Source organism: Celeribacter indicus (genome assembly GCF_000819565.1).
Taxonomy (GTDB): domain Bacteria; phylum Pseudomonadota; class Alphaproteobacteria; order Rhodobacterales; family Rhodobacteraceae; genus Celeribacter; species Celeribacter indicus.
Genome location: NZ_CP004393.1, coordinates 1,809,666 through 1,835,286, shown reverse-complemented (window position 1 = coordinate 1,835,286; position 25,621 = coordinate 1,809,666). Strand labels below are relative to the sequence as shown.

Below are 25,621 nucleotides of genomic sequence, written 5' to 3'. Positions count from 1 at the left end.
GGGTCAGTCCTGTTGGTCGGCCTGCGCCGGTGTGGTTTCCGGATCGGCGGGTGCTGTCGGGTCGCCCGCCTGCGCGCTGCCGGTCTTGGTAACGCGGCGCGGATCGCTGTCGAGCACGAGCCCGAGGTCGTCGAGCTTCGCGTTGGTCGCGGCGATTTCCGCCAGCACGGCGTCGGGGTTGCGGCCCTGCCGGGCGATGGCCTGTGCCAGCGTCATGGTGCCCGAACGGATCGCCAGAAGGTCCGCCATCGCATCCTTCTGCGGATCGACAGCCTCGAACTTCGGCGGCTGCCATTCGACCGGGACATCGGGTGTCGGGATTTGGCCCGCCGCCCAAGCGGCTTCCGTGAACCAGCGCCAGACCGGCGCGCAGAACATCGGGATGAATAGCTGCCACTGCAAGGCGTCGATCTGGCGGCGGAACTCCACGAGCCCCGCCCGGATCGAGGAGTAGTTGACCTGGGACAGGTCCCCGGTCAGCAACTCATAGGGCACCCGGAACCCGGCCGAGATCGTGTGCAGGCTCGCGCGCTTGTACTCGCCGTATCCGCCGGTGGCCGAGGGCTGGTTGAACCGGATGTCCTTGCCGCCGCGGGCATAGGCGATCAGGCCGGGCTCGAACTGCTCGACCCGGTTCCCGTCGGCATCGACCACCGAGGGCGCGATGCCCTGCTGCGCCTCGTCGTCGCCAAAGACGATGGCGGTGACGCAGGCCTCGGTCTTCTTTCGGACCAGTTCGGCCACTTCATAGTCGTCGAGGTCCCGCAAAGACCGGATCACCGGCGCGCCCCAGGGAACGCCGCGCGCCTGCGTGCGCTGCTTCTCGTAGACATGGGCGATCTCGCTCGCAGGGACCGGGCGGCTCTGCAGACCGTTCTGCAAGGCGCCATAGGCGTCGCCCGGATGCTCAGCGTGCAGCCAGTAGGCCCGACGCTTGCCGACCGGGTCGAACTCGATCCCCTGGACGAGGCGTCCCGCGCCAAGGACGCCGGATTTCGTGGCGTCGAGGAAGTCGGCCTCCAGCACCTGCAATTGCAGCGGCACCGGAAGGCCGTCGCTCGCACGCCGCAGGCGGCGGCGCACCAGCACCTCACCCGCCTCGACCATCTCGCGGCAGATCAGCGTCTGCAGACCGTAGAAGTCGAGCTGACCGTCGGCATCGCAGTCGGCTGTCCAGCGTTCGAACAGCGCATCGACCCTCCGGTCGAGCTTGTCGTCGCCGCTGGCGGCGCGCGGCATGATGCCTGCGCCGATGATGTTGTTCACCAGCACCGCCACGGCCTTGGCCGCATGCGGGTTGTTTCGCACCAGATCGCGCATCCGGTCGCGCAAGAGCGCTCCCGCGACGCCGATCTCGGTATCGGCGGAGGATCCCGGTGCCCGCCAGCCCTCCGTCCGCCTCCCGCGCGCGGCCCCGTCATAGCCCCGTGTGAGGGTATCGAAGGCCTTACGGGCCAGCACGCGCCTCGCGGCGGCCCGAGGGGCGACGGAGGCAATGGCCCAGTCGAACCAGTTGGCCGACATCATCGGTCTCCGCGCGAGAAGCCCGCGAGCCCGGCCACAGGCAGCGGCCGTGCGGTCCCAGCGATGGCGCGTTCGATGGTGCGGACGCGGGCCAGCAGGTCTTCGGCCGAGCCGTAGTCGACTGACTTGCCGTCATAGCTGACCCGGGTCGTGCCGCTGGCATAGGCCCGGCGCAGCGCCGAGAGCTCGGTTTCCGTCCAGTCGGTCATCTTCAAAACCATCCTTCCCGCCGCCCAAGCCAGTCGGAGCGGCGCTTGCCCTGTGGGGCCTGTCCGGGCCGGTGAATTTGACCGGCGGGATCGGTGTCACCGTAAGGCGCAGCCCCGAGCTGATCCTCGAGGTCACGCCATTTCTCGTCGGGCCAGCGGTCCGCGCCCGCGATCCAGGCGGCGGCGCGGGCATAGACCCTGCAATCCAGCGCCTCGTTGCGTTCACGGAGTTTCTGCCATTCGAGTTTCGCGAAGCCGCGCTTGGTGCGGACGGTCACCAGCTGTTCGGCCACGACCTGCTTCAGCCACTCGCTTTCGACCCATGTCGGCAGGTGGATCGTGCCGGGCGGAAAGGCCGCGCCCTCGGCGCGTTCTTCCTCGGTGGGGCGCGCCAGCCGCAGGAAGCGGTAGGTCTCGGCTTTGAAGGTTGAGACAGCCACGGTCCAGAGTCGAGCTCCGCGCCGCAGACGTTTGCCTCCCTCGGTCGCATCGACAAACGTCGGCCCCGCCACCGGGCTCGAGCGGTTGAACCCCTCAACGCCCTTCACGGGTGCGACCTGTGCGAAGCCTTGCGCCCGCGACCAGGAATAGACCGCCGGGGCCTCGTAGCCCGTATCGATGGCGAGCCGGGCGATGCGCAGATGCGCGCCGCGTTCATGTGGCCAAGACTTGTCCAGCAGCGCGGTCAGCTCCGACCATGCGTCATGCCGGTCCGGCCCGCCCTCGATCACGACGTGATCGACGAGCCAGCTTTCCAACCCGCGGCCCCAGGCCCAGACATCGACCTCGATCCGGTCCTTCTGCACATCGGCCCCGGCGGTCAGGAACAGCCCGCCGGCAGGCACCGTGCCCGGTTTCCAAGCCTCGCGCCGGTCGTAGAGCCGCTGCCAGTCGGGGGCTTCCCCGGTCTCGACCCAGGTCTCGCCCAGAGACGTATTAACGAAGGTCTTCATCGTCTCGTCCCCGCCGGAGCGGGCCGAGAGGAAGGCCCGCACCATCGCCTCCAGTCTGACCCAGGGCGAGTAGATCTCGTTCAGGTGGAAGCCCGCCACGCCCGCGAAGGGCTGCTCCGCCACCCAATGTCCTTTTGAGACGGCCGCCCAGCGGGTCTCGTCCCGCCAAGCCGCATCGCAATCGGCGCAGTGGTAGCGCGCCGTTTCGGGCCGGTGGTCGCCCTCGGGCCCCTTGCTCCAGCGCACCTGTGTCCAGGTCAGCAGCTGTTCCGCCCCGCAGTCCGGGCATGGCACCCAGAACCGGCGCTGGTCGCTTTCTTCGAAGGCTGCCTCAATCCGGCTGGTGCCCTTGTTCGTGGGCGTCGAGACCAGCACGATCTTGCGGTTCCAGAAAGTCACCGTGCGTTTCCGGGCGAGGTTGACCGGATCACCCTCGGCGCCCGCGCTGAACGGGTAGCGGTCCACCTCGTCGCAAAGCAGCAGGCGGATCGGGCGGCTGGCCAGACCCGAGGGTGCGTTCGCACCCACGATGGTCAGATGCCCGCCCGGAAAGCGCTTGTGCAGGATCTTGTTGTTGCCGTCGCGCGAGCGCGGATCGGCGATCTTGCCCTGCAAACAGGGCGTGTCGCGGGCCATCGGCGAGAAGCGGTCCTTCGACCAGGTTTCCGCGTCGCGCTCGGTCGGCATCACCACCATGATCGGCGCGGGATCCTGATCGATGTGATAGCCGCAGGCGTTGTTCAGCACCTCGGTCTTGCCGACCTGGGCGGAGGACATGATGACCACCGTCTCGGTCGAGGCGTCCGAGATCGCCTCCATGATCCCGCGCTGATATTCAGCCCGGCTCGTGCGCCATTGCCCGGGTTCGGCGCTGGCCTCAGAGCTCAGCCGTCGGTTCTGGTCCGCCCAATCGCTGATCGTCAGTTCCGGCGGCGGGCGCAGCACCTTCAGCGCCGTCTCCACCGTCCGCTTCAGGATCGGCGAGCCCGTCAATGTCAGCGATGGCTTCGAGTTGGACATCTGGCTGCGCGAGATCATCGAGCACCTCGCGGATGGTCATTCGGATCAGATTCCGGGTGTCTCCGACGGTTGATTGTTCAAAAACCTGCGGCGCCAGCCGGTCCGGCAGCGCGAGCAAGCGGGTGCGCAGAAGTGCCAGAACGGCGATCCAGGCGGCCTCGATCTCTTCTGCCGCGATCAGCGCGCCACGCTTTTCCTCGGCCTCCATCTCGGCAAGATCAGCCCGCGCCCGAATGAAGCGCGCCCGCTCGGCCGCGTAATCCGGCGCACCGGCCTGCGCCTTCGATGCCTGTTCGCGCAGGTAGCGGACATAGCCGCGCACCGAGCCGATCAGGTCATATTGGCCGCGCTCGGCCTTCGGGATCACACCCTCGCGGCTCAGCTGCTGGACCCGGCGCTCGGATAGATCGAGGAGCCGCGCGATCACGCCGATGGGTTGCGTGGCTGACGACATGAGATGATCCGCGCGCTCCGATTAAAGCCATGTAATTGCTGCGATTATACTGGATGGTGAGCCCCGGCAGAGCGAAGCTGATCCTACGAAAACGATGCACCCCACGGAGCCTGCCATGACCCTCGCCGAACGCTACAACCTTGAAGCCGCCCGCCTGCTTCCGCACATGGCCGCCGACCTTCAGGTCGATCCCGCCATCACTCGCGCGACCGAGATCGACGAGATCGTCTTCCGGCGCGGCGAGTTTCTGGGCGGCATGGCCTGCGCGATCCTCGCGATGATCGAGCAGAAGAACTGAGGGGGCAGGATGATGACCGACCGCCACCAACTCCGCGCCGAAAAGGCCCGCCGGAACCAAGAAGTCGCGCTGGCGGCCTTCATTGAAAAGAAGGCCGAGATCGACACGATGCTCGCCCGCCTGCAGAGGCTGAGTGATGACCACTTCGACGCCCTTCCCGACGAGATCAATTGGGGCCACGTCGGCACCCTCGAACACTACGCGAGCCTGTTGAAGCGCATCACCGACAGCGCGTTCGGCGAAGGCGAATTCGCAGACTGACCTCCGGAATCTCCGGACCTCTGCCGCGCGCGGGCGCGGCTTGGGGTCGTAGAAGGATCGCGACGGCCGCGACCCGAATACGGAGACGACCCCATGACCCAGCTTTCCGCCACCCAAGCCATCATCCTCAGCGCCGCCGCCCAGCGGCCCGAGCACATCGCCCTGCCGCTGCCCGAGAGCCTGCGGGGCGGCGCTGCCGCCAAGGTGGTCGGCGCGATGCTTGCGAAGGGTTTGCTCGAAGAGGTCGATGCGAACATGCGCGAGGGCGAACCTGTCTGGCGTCAGACCGGCGACGGCCATGGCACCACGTTGGTTGCCACCGACGCAGGCCTTGCCGCCATCGGCATCGAAGCGAACACCTCCGCCGCCCCCGAACCCGCGCCCAAGACGCGCACGCCGCGCGAGGGCACCAAGCAGGCCACTCTGATCGCCATGCTGCGCGCGCCGAACGGCGCGACCATCGAGGAGATCATGGCCGCGACGGGCTGGCAGTCGCATACGGTGCGCGGCGCGATGGCCGGGGCGCTGAAGAAGAAGCTCGGGCTCGAGGTGACCTCGGAGAAGGTTGAGGGGCGCGGGCGGGTGTACAAGCTCCCCGCCGCCTGACGCGCAGGACCCCGAGAAGTCGATGGCCGCCGTCCCGCCGGGGCGGCGGTCGATCATTTGGCGCTCCGCATCCGGATCGCCTCGAACACCCTACGGAGGGCGAAGGACCGCGCGATGCTGACCACGGTGAAGACCACGCCCATCTTCAGGTTCTGCGCCAGCGTCGTGTGCAACCCGAAGATCGGAAAGATCAGGATCTGCGTCACGACCGCGACGCCGTAGCCGACGATCACGTTGGCGACGGACTCGACCAGCGACATGAAGCGGGTCTGCTTCATGCCGCTGCCTCATTCATCGGCCAGCAGTTCAGCCGCGAGAGTTCGCAGCGCATGCGCTGCAACCAAGGGGACCACGCCGTTGCCACAGAGGCGAAGCCGGTCCACCCGGTGGGCCAGCCCATCAGCGCCTCGACGAACAGCGGGTTCAAGGTCCGGCGCGGCTCGGAGGTATCGCGCCCAGCCATCGGCGTCACCAGGACCTGGCGGCCAAGCAGGCCGTTCACGGGCGTATTCGCCAGCGTCGTCGCACCATCCTTGTGATCCCGCGCCGTCGGCGTCATCCACATCTGACTGGCATGAGTGAGGTCCGCCGTCCGGCGGTTGCCGGCGCTCGGCTTGTTTCCGTCCGTTGCCATCGGCGTCGGCCAATCCCGTGCCATCCGGTCCAGACCTTTCTCGTCGCGCCGCTCGCCGCCCCGGCTCCGAAAGCTGTCGGTCTGCGGTGTCGGCCAGAGCGCGGCCGTCGTCGCGAGGTTCATCCCGTGCTGCCCCGCTGCCTGCGATGGCGTGAGTTTCGTCTGCCGGTTCTCGTTCGCACTGGCCCTCGGCGTCGGCCACAAGCGCAGCAGTTCCGGCCGGTTCCCGCCACTCGACCGGGTCCCAGAGCAGGCGCGCGGGGTCGGCCAGCTCGTCGTCTTCGCGGATGGCGAGGATGAACAGACGCTCGCGCTTGTGGGGCGCGCCGACTTCCGCCGCCGTGAAGAGGCCTGCCGCAAGGCGGTAGCCCATGCCGACCAGTCCGCTGGCGACTTCGGGGAAGCCGAGGCGGAGATGATGGGCGACATTCTCGAGGAAGACGAAGGGCGGTTCGACCTCGCCGATGATGCGGGCGACATGCGGCCAGAGGTGGCGCGGGTCGTCCGCGCCCCGACGCTTGCCCGCGACGGAGAACGGCTGGCACGGATAGCCCGCAGTGACGATGTCCACCGCGCCGCGCCATGGGCGGCCGTCGAAACTGGCAACATCGTCCCAGACAGGCGCGTGATCCAGGGCCGCGTCTTCCATCCGCGCCACGAGAGTGGCTGCGGCGAAGGTTTCCCGTTCGACATGGCCCACAGTTTGATATCCGGACAAGGCGATGGTGAGCCCGAGATCAATGCCACCGGCACCGGAGCAGAGCGATAGGCCGAAGAGGCCTGCGGAAGGTAAAGCCAGGTCATCCATCCCTCAGCGGTCTTTGGTCTTGAGGTCGTCGTAGGGCGTTCCATCCCCGTCGAGGACGGCCTGCTTCCCGGTGAATTTCTGCCAGCGCTGGACGGCTACATCGACGTAAGCCGGGTTCAGTTCGATGCCGAGGCAGACGCGGCCCGTGGTCTCGGCTGCGATCAGCGTGGTGCCTGACCCCATGAAGGGCTCGTAGATCGCCTGACCCGGGCTCGAATTGTTGAGGATCGGCCGGCGCATGCATTCCACGGGCTTCTGGGTGCCGTGGACGGTCTTTTCGTCCTGGTCCTTGCCCGAGATGTGCCAGAGCGTCGTCTGCTTGCGGTCGCCCGCCCAATGGCCCTTGCCGGACTTTCGGACGGCATACCAGGCGGGCTCGTGCTGCCAGTGATAATCGCCCCGGCTCAGAACCAGCCGCTCCTTGGCCCAGATGATCTGGGACCGGATGGTGAAGCCAGCGACTTCGAGGCTTTCCGCCACGGTCGCCGCGTGCAGCGCGCCGTGCCAGACATAGGCGACATCGCCCGGGAACAGTGCCCAGGCATCACGCCAGTCGGCGCGGTCGTCGTTCAACACCTTGCCAGTGCGCTTGGTCTTGGCCGCCCCCACCTGGTTACGCCAGCCCGGGTCGTATTCCACTCCGTAGGGCGGATCGGTGACCATCAGCAACGGCTTCACAGGGCCGAGCAGCCGCTCGACATCCGTGGCGACCGTGCTGTCGCCGCAAAGGAGGCGGTGGTTTCCGAGAAGCCAGAGATCGCCGGGACGGCTGATCGGCTCCTCCGGTGTTTCCGGGATCTCGTCTTCGCCCTCCTGCGGACCGGTGCCCGCATCGAGGCTCGACATCAGCGCGTTCACCTCGTCTTCGGTGAAACCGGTCAGGCCAAGATCGAAATCCGCCTCCAGCAGGTCTGCCAGTTCGAGGTTCAAGAGGTCCTTGTCCCATTCGGCATTCTCGCCGGAACGGTTGTCCATGATCCGGAAGGCGCGGGCCTGGGACACGGTCAGCCCTTTGGCGACATGCACCGGCGCGGTCTTGAAGCCGAGCTTGCGCGCAGCCTCCAGCCGGGTGTGCCCGGCCAGAACGACCATCGCCTCGTCCACTACGATGGGCTGTCGCCAGCCGAACTCCTGGATCGAGGCCGCGACGGTGGCGATGGCCTGCTCGTTGCGCCGGGGGTTGCGCGCATAGGGAATGATCTGCTCGAGCGGCAGGTCGACGACGTCCATGGGGATGTCCTTGGGGAGCCGGGCGGCGAAATGGGGGCGTGAACCGAAATGCCACCGCAGGGCCGTTTCGGTTCAGGCATGGGGTGTCGGGCCGTCAGGCCCTTCGCTCGTTGCCGCGTGGGCCCAAGCGAAACGAAACGGCTATTTTCAGGGGCGTCACTGGAAAACCCTCGCGCTTCGCCCGCCCGCATAGGGTGGACGCCGGGAAGGACCCGCCGATTTCAGGGAAATGCGCATCGCGTCGGCCCTGCTGTTGCCGGTCCGCGCGAATGGAAACGGGGAGAGCCGTCTTCCGACGTACTCTCCCCATCATATCCTTCAGATAGCATGGATATGTTGCAGCTGTCGAAGACCAAAGTGTTGCAACACTTCATGCAGCCGCAGCATTCAGCCGCGCGGCGATCTTGGTGAGTGCGAGCTTGTGCTGCCGCCATGCGGTGCTGCGGTCGACGCCCAGCTCATGGGTGATCTGCTTCCACGGACGACGGGCAGCGCGCCACCAGATCAGGCGGCGTTCACTCTCGCCGAGCCAGAGCACCCAATCGAAGGTCTGTTCGAGCCGCGAGATCGCGGCGGCCGAGGGCCAGACCCGCATCGGTTCGGGCTCCATGGCGAGGATCTCGCGCTCGGTGCGGATGACCTGCGGCCAGGCGTTGAAATAGCCCTGCACCTTCACGGGTGGCAGCTTGCGCAGGGTTCGGAACGCCTCCTCGAAATGATCGGCTACGTCCTCGGCGGTCCAGATGTGCTCAGCCATGGCGCAGATCCTCGACCGGGCGCGGACCATAGAGCCGCGTGCCCAACTGTTCGACGAGTTCGCGCTCGGGCCAGGTCAGGCGCTGGTCATCCACGCTGACGGCCAGCACGCCCTGTTCGCGCCAGCCGTCGCGCTTCACCTCATCGGGCGACCGGCGCTGGCCGCCATAGCCCTTGGGATGGAACCTCATGCCGCACATCCACGGGCGTCGAGGGCCCAGAGCAGGATGGCGATGGCATCGGCCTCGTTGTCGTCTTCGGGGCTGAAACCCTTCGCGCGGGCCGCATCGATCATGGCCTGCTTGGGCGCGTTGCCCTTGCCGGTGGCGTGGCGCTTGATCGTGCCCACCGGCACGCCCTCGTAGGGGATGCCCCGCAGCTCGCCCCAGCTGGTGAGCGAGGCCATCAGCCCGCCATAGACATGGGCCGCGTCGGTTCCGGCATGGCGGCGGACCTCCTCGAACCAGATGGCTGCGATGGGCCCCGACAGTCGGTCCAGCTCGGTCAGCCAGTTGGTGAAGCGCAGATAGCGCATGCCACCGCCGTCATAGCGCCCGGGCCGGAAGCTGGCGGTGCCGCTGGTGATCAGCCCGTCGTGGCTGCGCAGCGCCCAACCGGTCGTGGTGCCGAGATCGAGCGCCAGGATGCAGCGCGGGTGTTCGTTGGATTGGGTCATGAGAGACCTCCTCTTCGCGTTTGTGAGCGAGGCGAGCGGGCTGGCCGGTGAAGGCTGCGGTCTCGCCAGGCCCCGAAGGGTGGTCTGGTCAGTTCATGGGCTGGGCAGCTGGGCCGCCCGGCAAATCCTTCAGAACCTTCAGAGGGGCGTCTTGAAGGATTTCCGCCCCTAAGTGGTTGTCCTGTATATGTAATATATAATCTTTCAATTATTCAATATTTCAATAGGTACCTGTCTCTCTCTTTGAGAACGCGCGTGCACGCGTATAGGGGAAAGGGGTCCTCTTGAAAGATTGAAGGATTTGAAGGATCCGGTTTTTCCTTTTCGTTTCGGCTGCTTGTCGGCATTTCGGCTTCAAGGGCCGTTTCAGGCGGATTGAAGGATCTCCGGTCACCCGCCCCACCGCGCCATCCGGTAGACCATGGCCTGCTTGGTCGAGGAGCCGCGCATGCCGGTGGTGATGTCGCCGCTCTCGATCAGCGTCAGCAAAATTTCGTCGCGGTCGCGCGATTTCAGCCATTGGGAGGCGCGGGTGATGTCGGATTTGGTGATCCCCTTGGGCCCGGCGGCGCGGACGATTTCCTTCAGACGCTTCAGATGCGCCTCGGTTTCGGTATCCGCCACATGGCGCTCGACCGCTTCCATGGTGCGCCGCGCGTAATGGCGCACGAAACCGATGGCCCAGTCCGCAGCGGTAATGTCGATCTCAGGGCGCACCGGATCGCGCCCGACAGCGACGATCAGCGCGAGCTTCAACGCATTCTCTCCGATGCGGGCGAGAATGGCGGTAAAGGCGGTGCCGGCCGCCGCCCGCAGCTCTTCGGTCAGGGCGTCGCTGAGACCGGCAAACCGGACGCGTGCCGCATCCGACATCGGCACGGTCATCGGATTCACGGCGGCGTTATGATCGGCGGTCTTGCCGGTCAGGTTGCCCTTCACGGCCCCGCCGCCTTTGGCGACCAGCTGGAGCGCCTGGATCAGCGCGGGCGGGGCTTGCCGGATGCCGACGGCGAGGTTCTCGTCCGGATAGTCTTCATCCTCGGCAGGATCAGAAAGCGCGCGAGCGAGCCATCGACCACGTTTGCCCCCTGCAGCGCGCCCCAGAAATGCAGCGGCGTCGTGGTGCCATAGACGCAAAGGCAGGGCTGGTTGATGTCGCGCCGCTCATTGGTGCCGTCGCGGTTCGCATATTCCGCCCCGAGGAAGATCCCGCCCGCTGCCGTGAAGAGTTCGGTCATGTTGTCGAGGATCTCGGTGATGTGGCGCGGGCTGCGCTTGCGGTCGGCAGCGGCCGACAGGAACATCCCGAATTCGTCGATCTGGAACAGGATCGCGGGCTGCCGATGAAGCGCAGTCAAGAGCCCGGCGCCGGAGGCGATCTTGTTGCCGCCGAGATGGTGGGCGAGACCCGCCTCGAAGAAGACCTCGTTGATGATCTCTCGGGCGTGGTTCTTGCCCGAGCCGCTGTCAGCAATCCCCACGACATAGAGGTTCGAGCGAAGGTTGCTGGTGGTGCGATACCGCCGCCCCATCAGCGCGCCGATGGCGCAGAGACTGGCCCCGAGCGACAGAAGCGGTTGCGGGCGGCGGGCGGTGGCCAGCATGTAGCCGGTCAGCTCGCCGACAAGACCGTCGGGGATGTCCAGGCTGAAGGTCGGCTTTTCCAGGTCGGCGACGGTGGGCGCGCTTCCCTCCAGCCGGGCCAGCAGATCGGCGGCCGGATGCGGGCCATCCGGATCGAGACTGCCATCGAGGCGCAAGGCGGCATCGGGCTGCCAGCCGCGTTCCATGGCGAGGTGATAAATGGTGCCCGCGCCGATCCGGTCGGGCTTGAAGCTCGCCCAGGCGCGGGCCGTGGTCGCGGGCACATCCTTGGCCGCCTGGGCCGACCAGGTGGCAAAGACCTCGCCGCCCTCATCACCAAGCGCACCTTTCAACGCCATGCCGATGCGCATCCAGCTGTCGTAATCGAGCTCGTCATTCGGCAGCCAGTCGAGTGCCGACCGGATGGCGGGCAATGTGCCGATCTGCCCGTGGTTGCGCAGGAGTGTGGCCAGTGCTGCAGAGCGCAGCCCGCGCTGACGCAAAGCCTCGGGCAGGATCGCATAGGCTTCCTCCAGAAAGGCCGCCGCCGCTTCCTCGGTGATTTCCGGAAGGTCGGTGATATCGAGATCGGCCAGCCCCTCGTCGGGCCAGACATAGGGCGCGCCGGTGTCGGGGTGATCGGCGTAGGCCAGAAACTGCTGCCCGAGGCAGAGCACCTCGAGAGGATGGCGCTTGATGCCCCGAAACGGTGCGGCCGTGCGATAGACCAGCATACGCTTCGGGGCGCGGCCGATGCGCAGCGCGGGCGTGTCGCCGAGGCGCGCCCGGGCCAGCGCCTCGATCTGCAATGCCAGTTCGGCGTCCGCCGCGATGTCGATATCGACCGCCGCTACCGCTCCACCGACGATGCCGATGCCGCAATCGGGCCAGGCAGCCCAGGTCGCGACTTCGACCTCCGTGGTCGGGCGTTCCGCATGGCGGTTCCATTCGGGGTAATCAGCCCAGCCGCCGCGCTGGAACCGGCCGGACTTCTTGGTGCCCGGGCCGATCGGCAGGATGGCATAGCCATTGGTGACGAGCCGCGCGCCGAAGCGCGCCATCCAGGACGTGTCGGCCATCAGAACGGCACCTCCGGCGCCATCGCATCGAGCCGGTTGCGATCCTTCGCCGCCAGCGCGCGCAGGTGGTCGCAATAGCCGGTGACGACCGCGTCGAGAAACCGGGCCCATTCCTCCTCGGACAGGGTCGCAAGGTCGGACTTGCCGATGCTCTCAAGATATTCGCCGCCCATCTGGCCGCCCGTGGCCATGGCCTCGGTCTCGTTCGGGGTCGGATCGATCATGCCCTTCCTCCCATGGCAGAGGTCCTGACAGGCACGGCTGCAGAGTCGCTTGCGGCTGGCGTCACGCCGCGGGTCGGTGCGGCGGAACCCCGGCTCGGACCAGCCAAAGCCGCGAGGTTCCCGGTGGCAGACGGCGCAGAGGCCGGGGTCGGATGGGCGCATGGGGCGAACCTGTAACCGGAGATCTCAAGATAGCGGCCCGAGGGACGGACCGAGATGTCGCTGGGGCGCGCAAGGCGGCTCGTCTGCGCGAGGGCCTCGGCCACGCTCAGCGGCACGGGGCAGCCGGGCGCGCGCTTGCGCCACCACTCGGCCGCCTTCTGGCGGGCATAGCCCTGATGCTCGAGGCAGACCCATTCGCTGTAGGTGGCAAGGCCGCTGCTATAGGTCACCTTGAGCGACGGACGGCCGCCCGCCTTGTCGTGGCGGCTGTAGGAAACGCCCGTGACCGGAAGCCATTGCTGTTTTGGCGAAAGCACCGGCAGGGTGGCGGCCGTGGGCGCGATCTTCACCTCGCGCGCCGGGAAGACATAGCCGCAATCCGGGCATTCCATAGCCGAGAGCGCGATGATACTGTCGCAATCCGGGCAGACCTTGGTCGGCGCCTCACCCCCGCCGCCATCACCGGGGCGCTTGGGCCGCACCAGGTCGATCGGGCCGTGGCGACGGACATTGCCGGCGAAGTCCAGCACCAGGCAGTTTTCCTTGCCCGGCGCGAGGCGGGTACCGCGCCCGACCATCTGTACATAGAGCCCGGCCGATTGCGTGGGACGCAGGAGCGCGATCAGATCGACCCCCGGCGCGTTGAAGCCGGTGGTCAGCACGCCCATCGAGGCCAGCGCCCGGATTTCGCCGCGCTTGAAGGCGGCAAGGATCGCATCGCGCTCGTCCTTCGGCGTGTCACCGAAGATCGTGCGGCAGCTGATGCCCTGGCGGCCGAATTCCTCGGCCACATGGCGCGCATGCTCGACGCCCGAGCAGAAGGCCAGCCAGGACTTCCGGTCGCGGCCATGCTCGATGATCTCGGTAACCGCCGCGCGGGTGATGGCGTCCTGGTCGACCGCCGCCGCCAGATCGCGGGCAATGAAATCGCCTGCGCGGGTGCCCACCTTCGAGACGTCGAGCCGGGTGGCGGGCTGTTTCGAGACCAGGGGGCTCAGATACCCCGCATCTATCAGCTCGCGGACCGGGGCCTCATAGGCGATGTCGGTGAAGAGCGCATTCTGCCCCTCGTGCAGCATCCCGCAATCGAGACGGAACGGCGTGGCGGTCAGCCCGATCACCTTGAGCGCCGGGTTGATCGCCTTCAGCGCGTCGAGGAAGCGCCGATACATCGTGCTCGACTTGCCGGGGATCAGATGCGCCTCGTCGATCAGCACCAGATCGGTATGGCCGATCTCACCCGCGCGGCGGTGGATCGACTGGATACCGGCGAAGAGGATCCGCGCCTGCGCCTCGCGCTTGCCGAGGCCCGCCGAATAGATGCCCGAGGGCGCATCGGGCCAGAGGCCGATCATCTCGGCATGGTTCTGGGCGATCAGCTCGCGGACATGGGTCACGATCAGGATGCGCTGATCGGGCCAGGCCTTCAGCACACTCTCGATGAAGGACGCCATGACCAGCGACTTGCCGCCCGCGGTCGGAATGACCACCAGCGGATTGCCGGTGTGAGTCTGGAAATAGCCGTAGATCGCGGTGATCGCGGCCTGTTGATAGGGGCGCAGGGTCAGCATGGCACGGCCTCCGGGGAACGGGCGTCGTTGGTCCAGGTCGAGCCATCGGCCATGCGGTAGGTGACGACATCGTCGCCCGCATCGATGACCTCGCCCGGGATGAGATCGGGGATGAAGAGATGGCGGCCACAGGCCGTGCGTTGCTCGGCAGGCGACAGCATCCGGTCGTGCCGGGCGCAGTGCCAACCACCCTCAACGGGCGTCGCATGCAGGCAGGACCGGCAGGTCACCGCAGCGCCACCGCCGTCATGGCAGGCCGCATGGTGATCGCAGAACCGGCATTCGAACCAGGCCGGGTCCTCGCTCATCCGCGCGGGCGGATGCTGGGCGAAGATGATGCGCCCGGCCTTTTCCAAGAGGCGCTCGGCCATGGCGCGGTCGGCCTCGATGCGCTCGACATGCAGCGCGTCGGTGTTCTTGCAGACCGCGACGTAGAGGGCGCGCGTGATGCCCGTCAGGTGCATGTAGATCTGCATCTGTGCGGCATGCTGAGGCTTGGCCAGAACAACGCCCTTGGCGGTCAACTCGTTGAAGCTTTTGACCGAGTGGGTCTTGAATTCCAGCACATGCCAGGTCTTGGGCGCCTCCAGGAGCCCGAGAGCCACGCCGTCGAGCGAGCCGCCGAAATGGCCGCCATGGGCTTCGACCCGGAACTGGCGGCCGGTCTCGGGATCGACTTCGAGCACGGTCGCCCCGGTGGCACGCAGGTTGCGCACGAGCCGGTCCTCTTCCAGCTGACCCGTCTCGAAAAGGCGCAGCAGGCGGCCGGAATGACGCGCAGGCGTGATCCAGCGGAAATCATACCAGAGCGCCCGGGTGCAGGATTTGCCGATGATCGACGCTCCGAGGTGATCGCGGAAACCATCGCCCTGGCGGGCCTCGTAATCGGCATAGATCGCCGTCAGCGTCGGCGTGGGGGCATCGGGAAGCTCTGCCATCACAGGCCCTCCCGTTCGGTGCGGGCCTGAGCCTCGGCCAGAATGCCATCCCAGGTCTCGGGGTCATGGCGTTCACGCAGGATGCCGATCAGCGCGTCCTTGAGCTTTTCGCGACGACGGCGGCCGGTGCCTTGGGCCAAGAGTTCCGCCCGCTCGCGGCAGAGGTGGCGCAGGGCCGTACGGGCCCGGTGGAACCAGTCCGGATCGATGGGCTTCTGGCCGCGCTGGCGGGCCAGATCGGCCGTCGCGATCTGCGTGCGGATCTTGGCGATGGCATCGTCGAGCTCGATCAGCCGCCGCTGGTTTTCAGGCAAGCCGGGGTTGTTCACGGCCACGGGGGCCGCGTTGGTCATGTCAGTCATGGGAATTTCCTCAGATGGGGTTGCGCGCTGCCCCGTTAGTCAGGGCGCAGGGCAGCGCGAAGGCTCAGCCCTTCTTGTTCCAGGGCGCGGAGGCCATTTTCGGCGGCAACGAAGAGCCGGCCGGATCGGGCGCGGGCTTTGCCGGGCGGGCGGCCGGGGTCGAACCACGCTCGGGCGGCAGGTAGGCAATCGCGTTGCTCTCGCCGTAGCCGTTCTTCGGCGGCCGGATCTTCACCTGGATCGTCATCGGGATCAGGTGCAGCTCCTCGCTGTCGCTGACGTGCATCCGGCCCGTGGCGTGGCAGATCGCCGAGAGCGTGCGCTGCGCGATTTCCACCGTGGTGGGGTTCGGGTTCACAAGGTTCAGCTGGTCGAAGATCTTCCGGCCCTTTTGCTCGCCCTCGAGGATGTCGAGCATCAGCCAGAGGAACTGGCCCATGCCGTTCTTGGTGACGCGCATCTCGCTCTCGACGATCTGGGCGCGATATTTGCCGGCGGGCAGCAGCTCGTAGGCGGTGGTGGGCTCGACGCTGGTGGCGTCGAAGGACGTGTCGAAACGTGCCATGGTCTTGTCCTTGTTCAGTTCATTGGGATTGGGGCATGGCCGCGAGGAACTCCGACCACATCAGCGGCAGGGTGTCCGGAAGGCCGTACCGGTTCTTGGCGAGGAAGGCGGGGCGCTCTTCGGTGTGCATGACGCGCGCACCGGACCCGAGCGCCCGAGTCACCTTCTTGTTGAAGCCGACGTCGGATTTCGCGACCGAGATCTGATAGTTGGCGAAAAGCACCACGTCCGAATGCTCCTGCAGCAGCGCCGAGGCGCGGGTCTGCAGCTTGATCACATAGCGGTCGTAGGGCTCGTGCTCGGGGCTGTCGAAACGCTTGATGTCGGTATGGGCGATCTGGATGACCACCATGCCTTTGCGGTCGCGCAGCGCGTTGAGCCTGTCGAGATATTCGCGCCAGATGGTCAGCGCCTCGGCATAGCCCTTGCCAAACCCCGGCGCCTCGATCGAGGCCCAGCCGTTGCGCTTGCAGGCCTCGGCCCAGATCAGCGGCTCCAGCCAGTCGACGCTGTCGACGACGACCGTGCCGAAATCGTGGTCCTCGTTCAGCAGCGCATCAAGCGCCTCGGCCACCTCCGCGTAGCTGGTCGCGAGCGGGAAATGCGGGACCTGCAGCTTGCCCAGGCCATCCTCGGTCATGAGGAAGACGGGCCGGTCGGCATCGGCCGCGAAGGTGGATTTTCCCACCCCGGCCACGCCGTGGATCAGGATGCGCGGCGGAGTCAGCACCGAGGTCGTGCGCAGGGACGCGAGCGAAATGGCCATCAGCGCACCTCCTCGTTCAGCACGAGGCGGAACTTGGGCTTGCCGGTGCGGACCGTGCGCGCGGGCTCGAAGCCCTTACGCCAGCTTTCCGGCAAAGCGCCGTATTTGCGCTCGGAGATCGAGAGCTTGGTCTCGATGAATTCCGCCGGGTCCTCGCCCGCCGAGGCGATGTTTTCGGCGATCTGCGCCAGCAACGCCTGATCCCAGTCGATGCGCTTGGGCAGTTCGGCGATCACGGTGACGCCGTCATCCTCGAACCGGATCGTGCCGGTGTCCTTGCCCGCCTCCTGGCGGGCGTCTTGGGCGCGGTCGGCGTATTTGAGCGAGATGGCGCCGTCGAGCCAGTCCGCGACCGACTTCGCCTGCGTCAGCTGCTCATCCGCCGCGCCTTTCAGCAGCGCAAGCTGATTGGCGGGCAGCGCCGCGATCTGGCCCACCGGCATGCGGTGGATATCGGCCAGGGTGATGTGGTTGGAGATCGTCATGTTCCGCCCCCTCACGCCGACATCGGACGATGGGGTTCGTGATCCACGCCGCGGATCTGTTCGGCCTCGAAGGCCTCGACATCCTCGAGCCGGTAGATCACCCGGCCGCCGAGCTTGATGAATTTCGGGCCTTCGCCCGTCCACCGCCAGCGCTCCAGCGTGCGGTGCGAAATGTTCCAGCGAGCCGCCAGCTCGATCTGGGAAAGGTGCCTGGTCGCCATGTGAACCTCCTTGGGATTTCTGCGAACACTTGCGGGTTCAACATGGCGGAGGGGGTGGGAGGCGCCGGGGAGGCGAAAGGGGTACGTTCGGGGAGGAATTGAATTCGTCAGAAAAATCCTCTATGTTTCTGACAAGGAAAGGCCTACGAGGACCGCTCAGATGACTGGTATTTCAGATAGAATCATGAAGCGCCTTCGTTCGAAGGGGCGCGGGAAGTGGGTTTGCACCCCCAAGGACTTCCTCGATCTCGGTAGCCGTGCGGCTATCGATCAGGCGTTGTCGCGCCTGGCAAAGAGTGGTGATCTGCGTCGTGTCGGCCGTGGGCTTTACGATCTTCCCCGCACCAGCGGCGTCCTGAAACGGCCCGCACCGGTCGATATGGACAAGGCGGTTGCAGCCCTCGCGCGGCGCGACAGTGTTCGAATCATGCCCGATGGCATCGCCGCAGCGAACCAGCTGGGCCTGACCAATGCTGTCCCCGCGAAGACGAGCTATGTGACGGATGGGGCGACACGAGACGTGAAAATCGGCAATCGGACCGTGCGGCTGCGGCATGCAGGTCCGAGTGTGATGGCATGGGCGGGAAAAACCTCCGCGCCAGTCGCGCAGGCGCTGCGCTGGCTCGGACCGCAAGCCGCGTTGGACACACGGGTTGCGACCACGCTCAAGCGCAAGCTGCCAGATGCCGTGAAAAAGGATCTCGTTCGTAACAGCGGTAGCCTGCCGAGCTGGGCAGCGCCCATCGCGCATAGCCTTGTCGACCCGCAGATCGCCACACCATGAGCGAGAGCTATACGCGGTTCCTCGCGCTTTCATCTCGCGACCAGAAGGACGTATTCGAGGCGGCTGCTGACCGCCTCGACACGCTTCCGAGCTATGTCGAGAAGGATTTCTGGGTCTGCTTCGTGCTGGACGCGCTCTACAAACGCTTGCCGGACGGCCACCCGCAACTCCTGTTCAAGGGCGGCACGGCGTTATCCAAGGCCTATGGGCTCATCCGCCGCTTTTCGGAGGACATCGATCTTGTCGTTTATCGGGATGGTCTCGGCTTCGCGGCCGAACGCGACCCGACGAACCCCGAAGGTATTTCGAACAAGAAGCGCAAGGCCCTATTCGATGACCTGAAGGACGCCTGCAGCTCCTATATTCGCGGTGATCTGGCAGAAGCGCTGAAGCCGCTGCTCGATGCGCGTTGCAGCATCGCGCCCGACGATGAGGACGGCGATCAGCAAACTCTGCTGATCGAGTACCCGACGCTCTATCCAAGCACCGAGATCTCCTACGTCCTGCCACGCGTGAAACTCGAAGCGGGCGCGCGCTCGGCGCTCGATCCCAACGAGACAGCCAGCGTGACGCCCTATATCGCAGAGGAACTGCCCGACGGATGGTCATTCGCAGTCGACAACGTCCATGTCATCGCCCCGCAGCGCACCTACCTGGAGAAACTTCTGATTTTGCACGGCGCGTTCTGCGGTAATCGTGACGAAGCACGTGTGCCTGCCGACAGCGACAGGATTTCCCGCCACTACTATGACGTCGCCATGATCACCGGCACGCAGATTGGGCGCGCCGCCCTGGCCGACGACGGGCTGCTTGCGGCCGTGCGCGAACACAACCTCATCGCTTTCAGGCAGGCATGGAAGAAATTCGAAGACGCCACGCCAGGCTCGATCTGCGTCGTACCGGCCGCCGAGTTGCGCGCGGCGATCGAGGAGGACTATGCCGCGATGCAGGGCATGATGCTCGGCGAGGCACCGCCTTTCGACTGGATCATGGAACAACTTCGGGTCGCCGAGGACGCAATCAATCGGCGTTAGGACTATCGGCCTCCAGAAGCTCCCTGATGCGCAGCCGACAGGATCCCCCCGTCGTCTCGATCAGATCGCGCCAATCGGGGTGGCCCTTGAAGATATCCCGCATGCGGCTTGAGACATCGTATTCGAGATCGGCAAACATGACTTCTGTGCTGACGCTCTCCTCGCCACCGTCCCATGCGTTGAAGAGGTACTCGACAATTTGCCGCCTCTTGTCGCCGCCAAACTTGAACTCCCGTTCGCCCACCCACAGATGACGGAACCCAGCGGCGTGGCGCACGGGGTCGCCTGCATGGGTCGCCGCGCCGGCTTTCAGCTGGGCGGCTAGATAGGTTGGCTCTATGACCAGCGCCGCACCGCCAGTTTCCAGATCCCCCAATGCAATGAACTGATGCCGGGACAGGTCCGCCTCTGCGAGACCACGGGTCGCCGAGGTGGACACCACCACCCTGAAATCTGCGGGCGGGCGCCCACCGAGGTAGTTGACGACCTGCTGCCAGGTCTCGCGATCCGTCAGCCGTCTCGCATACCAGATTGGGACACGGGCACCGCGCCCGGGCAGTCTGACGTCGCCCAACTCCCATAGATGGCCCGGAATGCGTTCTGCCGGACGGGCGGAGCGCGGCAAGTCAAGGCGAGATGTCAGCCGACCAAGGAACGCGTTGGCATCGAAGCGGAATACCTGAAGGCGTTCGCTGTCGACGGTTACCCATCCCGCTGCCGGGCTGAAATACCCGTAGGCGCGCTGCTCTGGCGACCATTCCAGATTTACTGGCTCGTCCTCATGGTCAACCAGAGAGGTGGCAACTGGAACCGGAGCGTCCGGCACCAAGAGACCAGCGCCGATCAAAGGAGTGGCGCTGGCCGCGTGATAGTCGTGAAGGACGGCCCCGGCGATGCGCGCGCTTTTCGTCTCTACGATGCTGACGAAAAGCCGGGCAGACCGTTCGTCAATCGTCGATGAGGATCGGGTCATCGACCACAACTCCCCACCGGCGCAGATACTTCTCGCCGATCAGCTGCTCCTCTTCCGTCTGATCCTTGAGATTGCAGCCATGCGGCATGGTGATGGTGAGGGGCAGCGTGCGACCACGCCGAGCCCCGGGCTTGGGCTGGAACTTGATCACGAGCTTCGCCTGCGTCGCCACCCAGCCGCCGGTGAGGGGGTTGTCGGGGCCAAGCCGAGCCTCCGCCATTGCCCAGATGTCGCGTTCCGCCTTGCTCATCGCCTCCAAGGTCACGCGCTCGCCAACGGCATCTATCGGCATCAGCCTGAGCTGCCGGACTTCCACCCGCTCGATCCCGTCCTCGATGTCAGTCGGGAAAGTATGGGGCGCAAGCAACACCGTAAGATCATAGCGCCGCATCGGCACCTTCTCGTCCCGGAATTCCACGCCGAGCAGGTCGCGGGCCAGATACTGCGCCATCTCCGCGCGGCTCTCCCGATCATTGGCAACGACTTCGATGACCCCGGAGGCGGGCTCATAGGTCATCGCGGCCTCGAAGACGGGCCGATAAGCGCGGCGCACCAATTCGCCCTCGTCGAAAGCGAACTGATCGTCTGGCAGGCCCTCGCGGTAAACCGTGATCTGGATCAGATCGCAGTCCTCACCTTCGAAGGTCGGACGGACGCGCTCGAAAATGTCGACATGAACATTCCGCGATGCAAACCTCTGGCACAGGGCCGCCTTGAACGCGTTGAGCGCGAGCTCGTCGCGGCGGAGGTTCAGGTTCGCTTCGCAGATGAAGCCGTCCCAGCTCCGCCCGCGGCGGCGCTCATCGGTGAAACGGACCTCTTCCGCATGGCGAAACCGGTTCAGATCGTTGATGAACAGCCACATGGCGCGGGCATGGCCATTTTCGAGCTCGTCGAGGACCTCCCGGTCATCGACAACACTGTAGAGCGCCGTATGACCCGCGACATCTGCCATGGCGCCTACGCGCTCACCATCGTTGATGACGCGGCCGCGCGCTTCGTCGTCCATCTGATCGACCGCCTGAAGCAGCGGCCGAACGACCTCCGGCTCAGGCGCATCCCAGTTGACGGGCGTCGGAAACTCGATCCCGGCCGCAGTGAAATAGTCGCGCAGCGACGCGAGCGGGGTATTGCGGATGAAGTTGGTCACCGACGCCATGTCTTACATCTCCTCAGCCCTTGATGTTGCGGGGGTCGTTGCCGTGCGAATCCGACTGCGCGATCCGTCCGTCACGATTGTGGATCTTCAGTTCGGTATCCGCATTGCGGCTGATTTCGCGCGCACGCTGGACGGCGTCCTGCTTGGTATCAAAGTGCCCGCTCGAGCGCGCCGCACCACCGCGGCGGACATCCCAGCCGCCTTCTGCATTCGGCACGACGTGATGCGTGCCCGGGTTCTTTCCAACAGCCATTCTGGCCTCCAGGTCTTGTTTCAACGGGAATCAAAGTTCGTTGTAGCGAACCTGCGCAGAAGATAGGGATTGCGCGTATGGCGTGTCAAGGACTAGAAGTTCGTAAAAACGAACCACCAACGAAAAGGGTATTGCCGTGCCAACACCACTAGGGGAGCGCGTTCGCGAGCAGAGGCGAAAGCGCGGATTGACCCTGGAGGGACTCGCCGAGCGGGTCGGCTCCAGCAAGAGCTACATGTGGGAAATAGAGAACAAGGAAGTCGTTCGTCCCTCGGCCGAGAAGCTGGCCATGATCGCCACCGCGCTCGACACCACAGTCGAGTACTTATTGGCCGGTGACGGTGAAAAAGAAGAGGAAAACGCCGAGGACATAGCTTTCTTCAGAAAATACAAGAAGATGGCGGCGCCGGAGAAAGAACGCCTGCGACGCATCCTGGATGCTTTGGACGACGATTGATGACGAGCGGAAAGCAGAAATCTCCCCAGCAAGAGGCAAACCGGCTCTCGATCATGCTCCGGCATGTTCTGGGCGAAGACCGCTTTCCGGTCGACGTCGAAGCCTTGGCGCGAGAAGTCTCCCGCAACAACGCGGACCCGATCGGGAAAATCGTGGGTGGCGAGCTCCCGGGTTTCGAGGGAATGCTCCGGCCGCACCGAAAGCGCCCGGAATGGCACATCGTCTATAACGACGACCCCCGGTATCGCGGCCGCGTTCGCTTCACCATCGCGCATGAGTTCGGTCACTACCAACTTCATCGCCCCATCCTGTCCGATCGGGATTACAAGAGCGGAACCCTCCAGCGCGATTGCGATTTTCAATGCAAACCGCTGCTGCCGAATGCCTGGCAGGAGGCAGAACGACAACGCGAGGAAGAGGCGGACACTTTCGCCTCCTACCTGCTGATGCCGCTCGATGACTACCGTGAGCAGGTGAACGGCGAAGAAATGACCGTCGACCTTCTGAACCACATCACTGATCGCTATGGCGTTTCGCTGCTGGCCGCCTGCCGGAAGTGGATCGATTTCACGGACCGGCGGGCCGTCATGATCGTCGCGCGTGACGGTTTCGCAAGGTGGGGGCGTGCCAGCAAGTCTGCTCTCAAGAGCGGGATCTTCGTGCGATCGGGCATGCAGATCCCTGACGATGCGCTGGCTGCCCTCGGCGCCGACGAGAGGGGATTTGTCTCGGACCGGCCGGTCCAGCGACCGGCTGGCGTCTGGAACTTCAGTCGCGGGTCCGAGCCAGTGCGGGAACTGGCATTGGTGTCCGAGTTTCTGGACTTGTCCCTGACCATCTTGCAGTTCGACGACGCCGTCTATGGTCGGGACTTCGAGGAGGAGCCGATCCTCGACAGCTACGACAAGTTCATGGACGGGTGGACGAGTTGATTCGGCGCATCCGCCCGACAGAAAGGTCGGCGTGGGGACATATCAGCTACGCAGATTTTCGCCACGGTGCGCAGCGACCGCATAAGTCCGTAATGAGCTGATTTACTTGATATTTTTCTGATTTCGTGACACATCTTGCCTATCACAACAGTCGCGAAAACCCGCCATGTCCATTCCCTCCGAAGACCCGGTTTCCGGGCCCAATCCTCTATGCCCTGAACGCATGTCCCCTGATGCCCGGCTTGCCGAGTTGGGCCGCATTCTCGCCGCGGGCGTCGTTCGCCTGAATGCCGGGAAGTCCAGTTCTTTATCGCCCGCCGACGGAGACAGTTCCGTGGACTACCCGCCCCGAAAGAGCGGTGGTCGTCGCAGGAAACGCATCCGCATCGGAGGAATTGATGAATCATCACAGTAAGATAACGCCGCCCAAGCCCGGGCAGGACGCGCGCCTGGACCAGAGCGTCCTGTCGCGCATCGCCGCGCTCAAGACCATGTCGGTGAAAGAGCTGAAGACCGAATGGGAACGGCTCCTCGGTAGCGCCGCGCCGAACAACAGCCGCGCCTTTCTCGAGGCCCGCATCGCCTATCGTCTCCAGGAACTGACCTATGGCGGCCCTGATCACGAGACCCGCCGCATGCTGGACCTGCTTGCCGATGAGGTCGAGGGCGTCTCCCGCCGCAAGAACCAGATCGCGGATCCCCGCAATCCGGTGGCTGGCACGCGGCTGATCCGGGAATGGAACGGGGTCGAGCACACCATCACCGTGCTGAAGGACGGTTTTGAGTGGCAGGGCCGCAAATACAAATCGCTCTCCGGCATCGCGCGGGAAATCACCGACGTGCGCTGGAACGGCTATCGCTTCTTCGGGCTGCAGGTCCGATCGCGGGAGATTTGATCATGGACATGAACATACGCCCCGGCCGCCGCCTGCGCTGCGCCATCTACACTCGCAAGTCGAGCGAGGAAGGGCTCGACATGGAGTTCAACAGCCTCGACGCCCAGCGGGAGGCCTGCGAGGCCTATATCGCCAGCCAGAAGTCCGAAGGCTGGGTTGCTACCCGCGACCGCTATGACGACGGAGGATTCTCGGGCGGCAATCTGGACCGGCCGGGGCTGAAGCAGCTGCTGGCCGACATCGACGACGGGCTGATCGACGTGGTCGTGGTCTACAAGATCGACCGGCTCAGCCGCGCCCTGATGGATTTCTCGAAGCTGGTCGAGGTGTTCGACCGCAACGGCGTCACCTTCGTCTCGGTCACGCAGTCCTTCAACACGACCACATCGATGGGGCGGCTGACGCTGAACATCCTGCTCAGCTTCGCCCAGTTCGAGCGCGAGGTCATCGGCGAACGCATCCGCGACAAGGTCGCCGCCTCGCGCAAGCGCGGGATCTGGATGGGCGGCTATGTGCCGCTCGGCTACGATGTGCAGGACCGCAAGCTGGTGATCAACGAGGCTGAGGCCGCCTCGGTGCGTCGGATCTTCGAGCGCTTCGTCGAACTCGGCTCGGCCACGATGCTGGCGAAGGAACTGCGGCGCGAGGAGTTTCGCAGCAAGCAGGGCACGCTGATCGACAAGGGCTACCTCTATCGGGTGCTCCGCAATCGCGTCTATCGTGGCGAGGCCGTCCACAAGGGCAAGGCCTATCCGGGCGAGCACGAGGCCATCGTCACCGACAAGGTCTGGGATCAGGTCGATGCGATCCTGCAGGGCAACCGCCACGCGCGGTCCAGCAACAGCCGCATGCAGACGCCCGCGCCGCTGAAGGGGCTGATCTTCACCGATACCGGCGCGGCCATGACCCCGACCGCGACCAAGAAACGCGGCAAGCTCTACCGCTATTACGTGTCGATGGACGTGATCAAGAACCGCACGACGGAGGACGAGAGCGGCGGCGAACTTGCGCCGACCCGCCTGCCTGCGGGCATGGTCGAGGACGCCATCGTCACCGAGGTGCGGCGCATCCTGCAGACGCCCGAGGTGGTCACGCAGGTGCTGGCGGCGCTGAAGCGCGATCAGGTGTCCGAGGCCGAGGCCATCGCGGCGCTGCATGATTTCAACACCCTCTGGGCGCAGCTGTTTCCGCTCGAACAGGCGCGGATCATCCAGCTTCTGGTCCGGCGCGTCACCGTCACCGCCGCCGGGCTCGAGGTCGACATCCGGCGCGAAGGCGTCGCAGGCGTCATCCGCGAGATGATCGCCCCACGCGACATGGAGGTCGCCGAATGACCCGAAGCAATGACACGATCCGCGTGCTGATCCCCCTGAAGCTGCGCAAGAAGAACGGGCGGCCCAAGATCATGCCGCCCACCGACTACAGCCCGAGCGAGGATCAGACGCAGGACCCGCACATCCTGCGCGCCATCGGCCGGGCATGGGGCTGGCGGCGGCGCATGGAGGCAGGCGAGTTCGCCACGATCCAGGAACTGGCTGAAGCCGTCGGTCTGGCCGAACGCCATGTCAGCCGCCAGCTGCGCCTCGCCTATCTGGCGCCGGAGGTGCTGAAGCGCCTGACCTGCGGCCGCGAGGCATCGGCGGTCAGCCTCTATGACCTGTGCTTTCTGGCGGGGGAGACATGGCAGGAGCAGGCTGAGCGGGCGTTTCACGATATTTCAGCGGAGCTTTGACTGGACAAATTGCAT

Annotated in this window: 33 protein-coding genes and 1 pseudogene; 10 read left to right on the top strand and 24 right to left on the bottom strand. The window is 65.5% G+C overall.

Features of this window, described 5'->3' with window-relative positions; all coding sequences use genetic code 11:
• Positions 1-3: 3 nt before the first annotated feature.
• The 4 genes from P73_RS09280 to P73_RS26695 are packed head-to-tail and all read right to left on the bottom strand — an operon-like array spanning position 4 to position 4,160.
• On the bottom strand, positions 4-1,527 hold the full coding sequence (locus tag P73_RS09280) for a phage portal protein (protein ID WP_245629256.1): 1,524 nt from the start codon (positions 1,525-1,527) through the stop codon (positions 4-6).
• A complete protein-coding gene (locus P73_RS09275; RefSeq protein WP_245629255.1) occupies positions 1,524-1,745 on the bottom strand; it encodes a phage head-tail joining protein in 222 nt (73 codons plus the stop codon). The genes P73_RS09280 and P73_RS09275 overlap by 4 nt, the downstream gene beginning before the upstream one ends.
• Positions 1,736-3,631 (bottom strand): phage terminase large subunit family protein, encoded by a 1,896-nt coding sequence (locus P73_RS09270; protein WP_338032922.1) that lies wholly within the window; start codon positions 3,629-3,631, stop codon positions 1,736-1,738. Before P73_RS09270 ends, P73_RS09275 begins: the two co-directional genes overlap by 10 nt.
• Positions 3,564-4,160 carry a terminase small subunit, Nu1 gene (locus P73_RS26695; RefSeq protein WP_043869403.1) on the bottom strand — a complete coding sequence of 199 codons (597 nt, stop codon included), beginning with the start codon at positions 4,158-4,160 and terminating at the stop codon, positions 3,564-3,566. The genes P73_RS09270 and P73_RS26695 overlap by 68 nt, the downstream gene beginning before the upstream one ends.
• A gap of 115 nt (positions 4,161-4,275) precedes the next feature.
• On the opposite strand from P73_RS26695, the gene P73_RS25945 reads away from it, so the two are divergent.
• The 3 genes from P73_RS25945 (at position 4,276) to P73_RS09250 (ending at position 5,325) form a co-directional block, all read left to right on the top strand.
• Positions 4,276-4,458, top strand: a complete 183-nt coding sequence (locus tag P73_RS25945) for a hypothetical protein (protein WP_043869402.1) — start codon at positions 4,276-4,278, stop codon at positions 4,456-4,458.
• A 9-nt stretch (positions 4,459-4,467) separates the two neighbouring features.
• On the top strand, positions 4,468-4,719 hold the full coding sequence (locus tag P73_RS09255; protein WP_043869401.1) for a hypothetical protein: 252 nt from the start codon (positions 4,468-4,470) through the stop codon (positions 4,717-4,719).
• A gap of 93 nt (positions 4,720-4,812) precedes the next feature.
• Complete coding sequence (locus P73_RS09250; protein WP_043869400.1) at positions 4,813-5,325, top strand: DUF3489 domain-containing protein; 513 nt, start codon at positions 4,813-4,815, stop codon at positions 5,323-5,325.
• A gap of 53 nt (positions 5,326-5,378) precedes the next feature.
• Here the strand turns inward: P73_RS09250 and P73_RS09245 are convergent, their stop codons facing one another.
• The 17 genes and pseudogenes from P73_RS09245 to P73_RS09170 form a co-directional block, all read right to left on the bottom strand.
• Complete coding sequence (locus P73_RS09245) at positions 5,379-5,603, bottom strand: DUF7220 family protein (protein ID WP_043869399.1); 225 nt, start codon at positions 5,601-5,603, stop codon at positions 5,379-5,381.
• Complete coding sequence (locus P73_RS26410) at positions 5,600-6,082, bottom strand: hypothetical protein (protein ID WP_043869425.1); 483 nt, start codon at positions 6,080-6,082, stop codon at positions 5,600-5,602. Before P73_RS26410 ends, P73_RS09245 begins: the two co-directional genes overlap by 4 nt.
• A 205-nt stretch (positions 6,083-6,287) precedes the next feature.
• Positions 6,288-6,767, bottom strand: a pseudogene (locus tag P73_RS26405) (DNA cytosine methyltransferase); the annotation flags it as partial.
• 3 nt (positions 6,768-6,770) lie between these two features.
• Positions 6,771-7,997: a DNA modification methylase gene (locus tag P73_RS09235; protein WP_043869398.1), complete on the bottom strand. Its 1,227-nt coding sequence runs from the start codon at positions 7,995-7,997 to the stop codon at positions 6,771-6,773.
• Between the two features lie 370 nt (positions 7,998-8,367).
• Positions 8,368-8,754, bottom strand: coding sequence for a DUF6362 family protein (locus P73_RS09230; protein ID WP_043869397.1), 387 nt, complete (start codon positions 8,752-8,754; stop codon positions 8,368-8,370).
• The gene (locus P73_RS09225) at positions 8,747-8,944 is read right to left on the bottom strand and encodes a hypothetical protein (protein WP_043869396.1); all 198 of its coding nucleotides are present in this window, start codon (positions 8,942-8,944) and stop codon (positions 8,747-8,749) included. Before P73_RS09225 ends, P73_RS09230 begins: the two co-directional genes overlap by 8 nt.
• Positions 8,941-9,429, bottom strand: a complete 489-nt coding sequence (locus tag P73_RS09220) for a crossover junction endodeoxyribonuclease RuvC (RefSeq protein ID WP_043869395.1) — start codon at positions 9,427-9,429, stop codon at positions 8,941-8,943. The genes P73_RS09225 and P73_RS09220 overlap by 4 nt, the downstream gene beginning before the upstream one ends.
• Before the next feature lie 390 nt (positions 9,430-9,819).
• A complete protein-coding gene (locus tag P73_RS09215) occupies positions 9,820-10,368 on the bottom strand; it encodes a YfjI family protein (RefSeq protein WP_043869394.1) in 549 nt (182 codons plus the stop codon).
• 38 nt (positions 10,369-10,406) lie between these two features.
• A complete protein-coding gene (locus P73_RS09210; protein WP_043869393.1) occupies positions 10,407-12,092 on the bottom strand; it encodes a PriCT-2 domain-containing protein in 1,686 nt (561 codons plus the stop codon).
• Complete coding sequence (locus P73_RS09205) at positions 12,092-12,316, bottom strand: DUF6511 domain-containing protein (protein WP_043869392.1); 225 nt, start codon at positions 12,314-12,316, stop codon at positions 12,092-12,094. The genes P73_RS09210 and P73_RS09205 overlap by 1 nt, the downstream gene beginning before the upstream one ends.
• Positions 12,313-14,049, bottom strand: a complete 1,737-nt coding sequence (locus tag P73_RS09200; RefSeq protein WP_074743387.1) for a DEAD/DEAH box helicase — start codon at positions 14,047-14,049, stop codon at positions 12,313-12,315. The genes P73_RS09205 and P73_RS09200 overlap by 4 nt, the downstream gene beginning before the upstream one ends.
• Positions 14,043-14,987, bottom strand: a complete 945-nt coding sequence (locus P73_RS09195; protein WP_043869391.1) for a PD-(D/E)XK nuclease family protein — start codon at positions 14,985-14,987, stop codon at positions 14,043-14,045. The genes P73_RS09200 and P73_RS09195 overlap by 7 nt, the downstream gene beginning before the upstream one ends.
• A complete protein-coding gene (locus P73_RS09190; RefSeq protein WP_052453134.1) occupies positions 14,987-15,349 on the bottom strand; it encodes a hypothetical protein in 363 nt (120 codons plus the stop codon). Before P73_RS09190 ends, P73_RS09195 begins: the two co-directional genes overlap by 1 nt.
• A gap of 64 nt (positions 15,350-15,413) precedes the next feature.
• Positions 15,414-15,914, bottom strand: a complete 501-nt coding sequence (locus tag P73_RS09185; RefSeq protein ID WP_043869390.1) for a DUF669 domain-containing protein — start codon at positions 15,912-15,914, stop codon at positions 15,414-15,416.
• 19 nt (positions 15,915-15,933) lie between these two features.
• Complete coding sequence (locus tag P73_RS09180; protein ID WP_043869389.1) at positions 15,934-16,680, bottom strand: ATP-binding protein; 747 nt, start codon at positions 16,678-16,680, stop codon at positions 15,934-15,936.
• Complete coding sequence (locus P73_RS09175) at positions 16,680-17,165, bottom strand: hypothetical protein (RefSeq protein WP_043869388.1); 486 nt, start codon at positions 17,163-17,165, stop codon at positions 16,680-16,682. The genes P73_RS09180 and P73_RS09175 overlap by 1 nt, the downstream gene beginning before the upstream one ends.
• A gap of 11 nt (positions 17,166-17,176) precedes the next feature.
• Positions 17,177-17,386 (bottom strand): helix-turn-helix transcriptional regulator, encoded by a 210-nt coding sequence (locus P73_RS09170; RefSeq protein WP_043869387.1) that lies wholly within the window; start codon positions 17,384-17,386, stop codon positions 17,177-17,179.
• 160 nt (positions 17,387-17,546) lie between these two features.
• On the opposite strand from P73_RS09170, the gene P73_RS09165 reads away from it, so the two are divergent.
• Both P73_RS09165 and P73_RS09160 read left to right on the top strand, forming a co-directional pair.
• Positions 17,547-18,170, top strand: coding sequence for a DUF6088 family protein (locus P73_RS09165; protein WP_043869386.1), 624 nt, complete (start codon positions 17,547-17,549; stop codon positions 18,168-18,170).
• Positions 18,167-19,204 (top strand): nucleotidyl transferase AbiEii/AbiGii toxin family protein, encoded by a 1,038-nt coding sequence (locus P73_RS09160; protein WP_043869385.1) that lies wholly within the window; start codon positions 18,167-18,169, stop codon positions 19,202-19,204. Before P73_RS09165 ends, P73_RS09160 begins: the two co-directional genes overlap by 4 nt.
• On the opposite strand, the gene P73_RS09155 is transcribed toward P73_RS09160, so the two are convergent.
• Genes P73_RS09155 through P73_RS09145 form a run of 3 tightly spaced genes read right to left on the bottom strand, consistent with a single transcriptional unit; the run spans position 19,191 to position 21,589 of the window.
• Positions 19,191-20,177, bottom strand: a complete 987-nt coding sequence (locus P73_RS09155) for a hypothetical protein (RefSeq protein ID WP_052453133.1) — start codon at positions 20,175-20,177, stop codon at positions 19,191-19,193. The genes P73_RS09160 and P73_RS09155 overlap by 14 nt on opposite strands.
• Positions 20,152-21,336 carry a hypothetical protein gene (locus P73_RS09150; RefSeq protein ID WP_043869384.1) on the bottom strand — a complete coding sequence of 395 codons (1,185 nt, stop codon included), beginning with the start codon at positions 21,334-21,336 and terminating at the stop codon, positions 20,152-20,154. The genes P73_RS09155 and P73_RS09150 overlap by 26 nt, the downstream gene beginning before the upstream one ends.
• Before the next feature lie 13 nt (positions 21,337-21,349).
• On the bottom strand, positions 21,350-21,589 hold the full coding sequence (locus P73_RS09145) for a DUF2188 domain-containing protein (protein WP_043869383.1): 240 nt from the start codon (positions 21,587-21,589) through the stop codon (positions 21,350-21,352).
• Between the two features lie 187 nt (positions 21,590-21,776).
• On the opposite strand from P73_RS09145, the gene P73_RS09140 reads away from it, so the two are divergent.
• From P73_RS09140 to P73_RS09120, 5 genes are all read left to right on the top strand, one after another.
• Positions 21,777-22,046, top strand: coding sequence for a helix-turn-helix domain-containing protein (locus tag P73_RS09140; RefSeq protein ID WP_052453132.1), 270 nt, complete (start codon positions 21,777-21,779; stop codon positions 22,044-22,046).
• Entirely contained in the window at positions 22,046-22,978 is a 933-nt protein-coding gene (locus P73_RS09135; protein ID WP_043869381.1) for an ImmA/IrrE family metallo-endopeptidase, read from the top strand. The genes P73_RS09140 and P73_RS09135 overlap by 1 nt, the downstream gene beginning before the upstream one ends.
• A gap of 491 nt (positions 22,979-23,469) precedes the next feature.
• Positions 23,470-23,874, top strand: a complete 405-nt coding sequence (locus tag P73_RS09130; RefSeq protein WP_052453555.1) for a DUF2924 domain-containing protein — start codon at positions 23,470-23,472, stop codon at positions 23,872-23,874.
• A gap of 2 nt (positions 23,875-23,876) precedes the next feature.
• Positions 23,877-25,208: a recombinase family protein gene (locus P73_RS09125; protein WP_043869380.1), complete on the top strand. Its 1,332-nt coding sequence runs from the start codon at positions 23,877-23,879 to the stop codon at positions 25,206-25,208.
• Positions 25,205-25,606 carry a hypothetical protein gene (locus P73_RS09120; protein WP_043869379.1) on the top strand — a complete coding sequence of 134 codons (402 nt, stop codon included), beginning with the start codon at positions 25,205-25,207 and terminating at the stop codon, positions 25,604-25,606. Before P73_RS09125 ends, P73_RS09120 begins: the two co-directional genes overlap by 4 nt.
• The last annotated feature ends 15 nt before the right edge of the window (positions 25,607-25,621 follow it).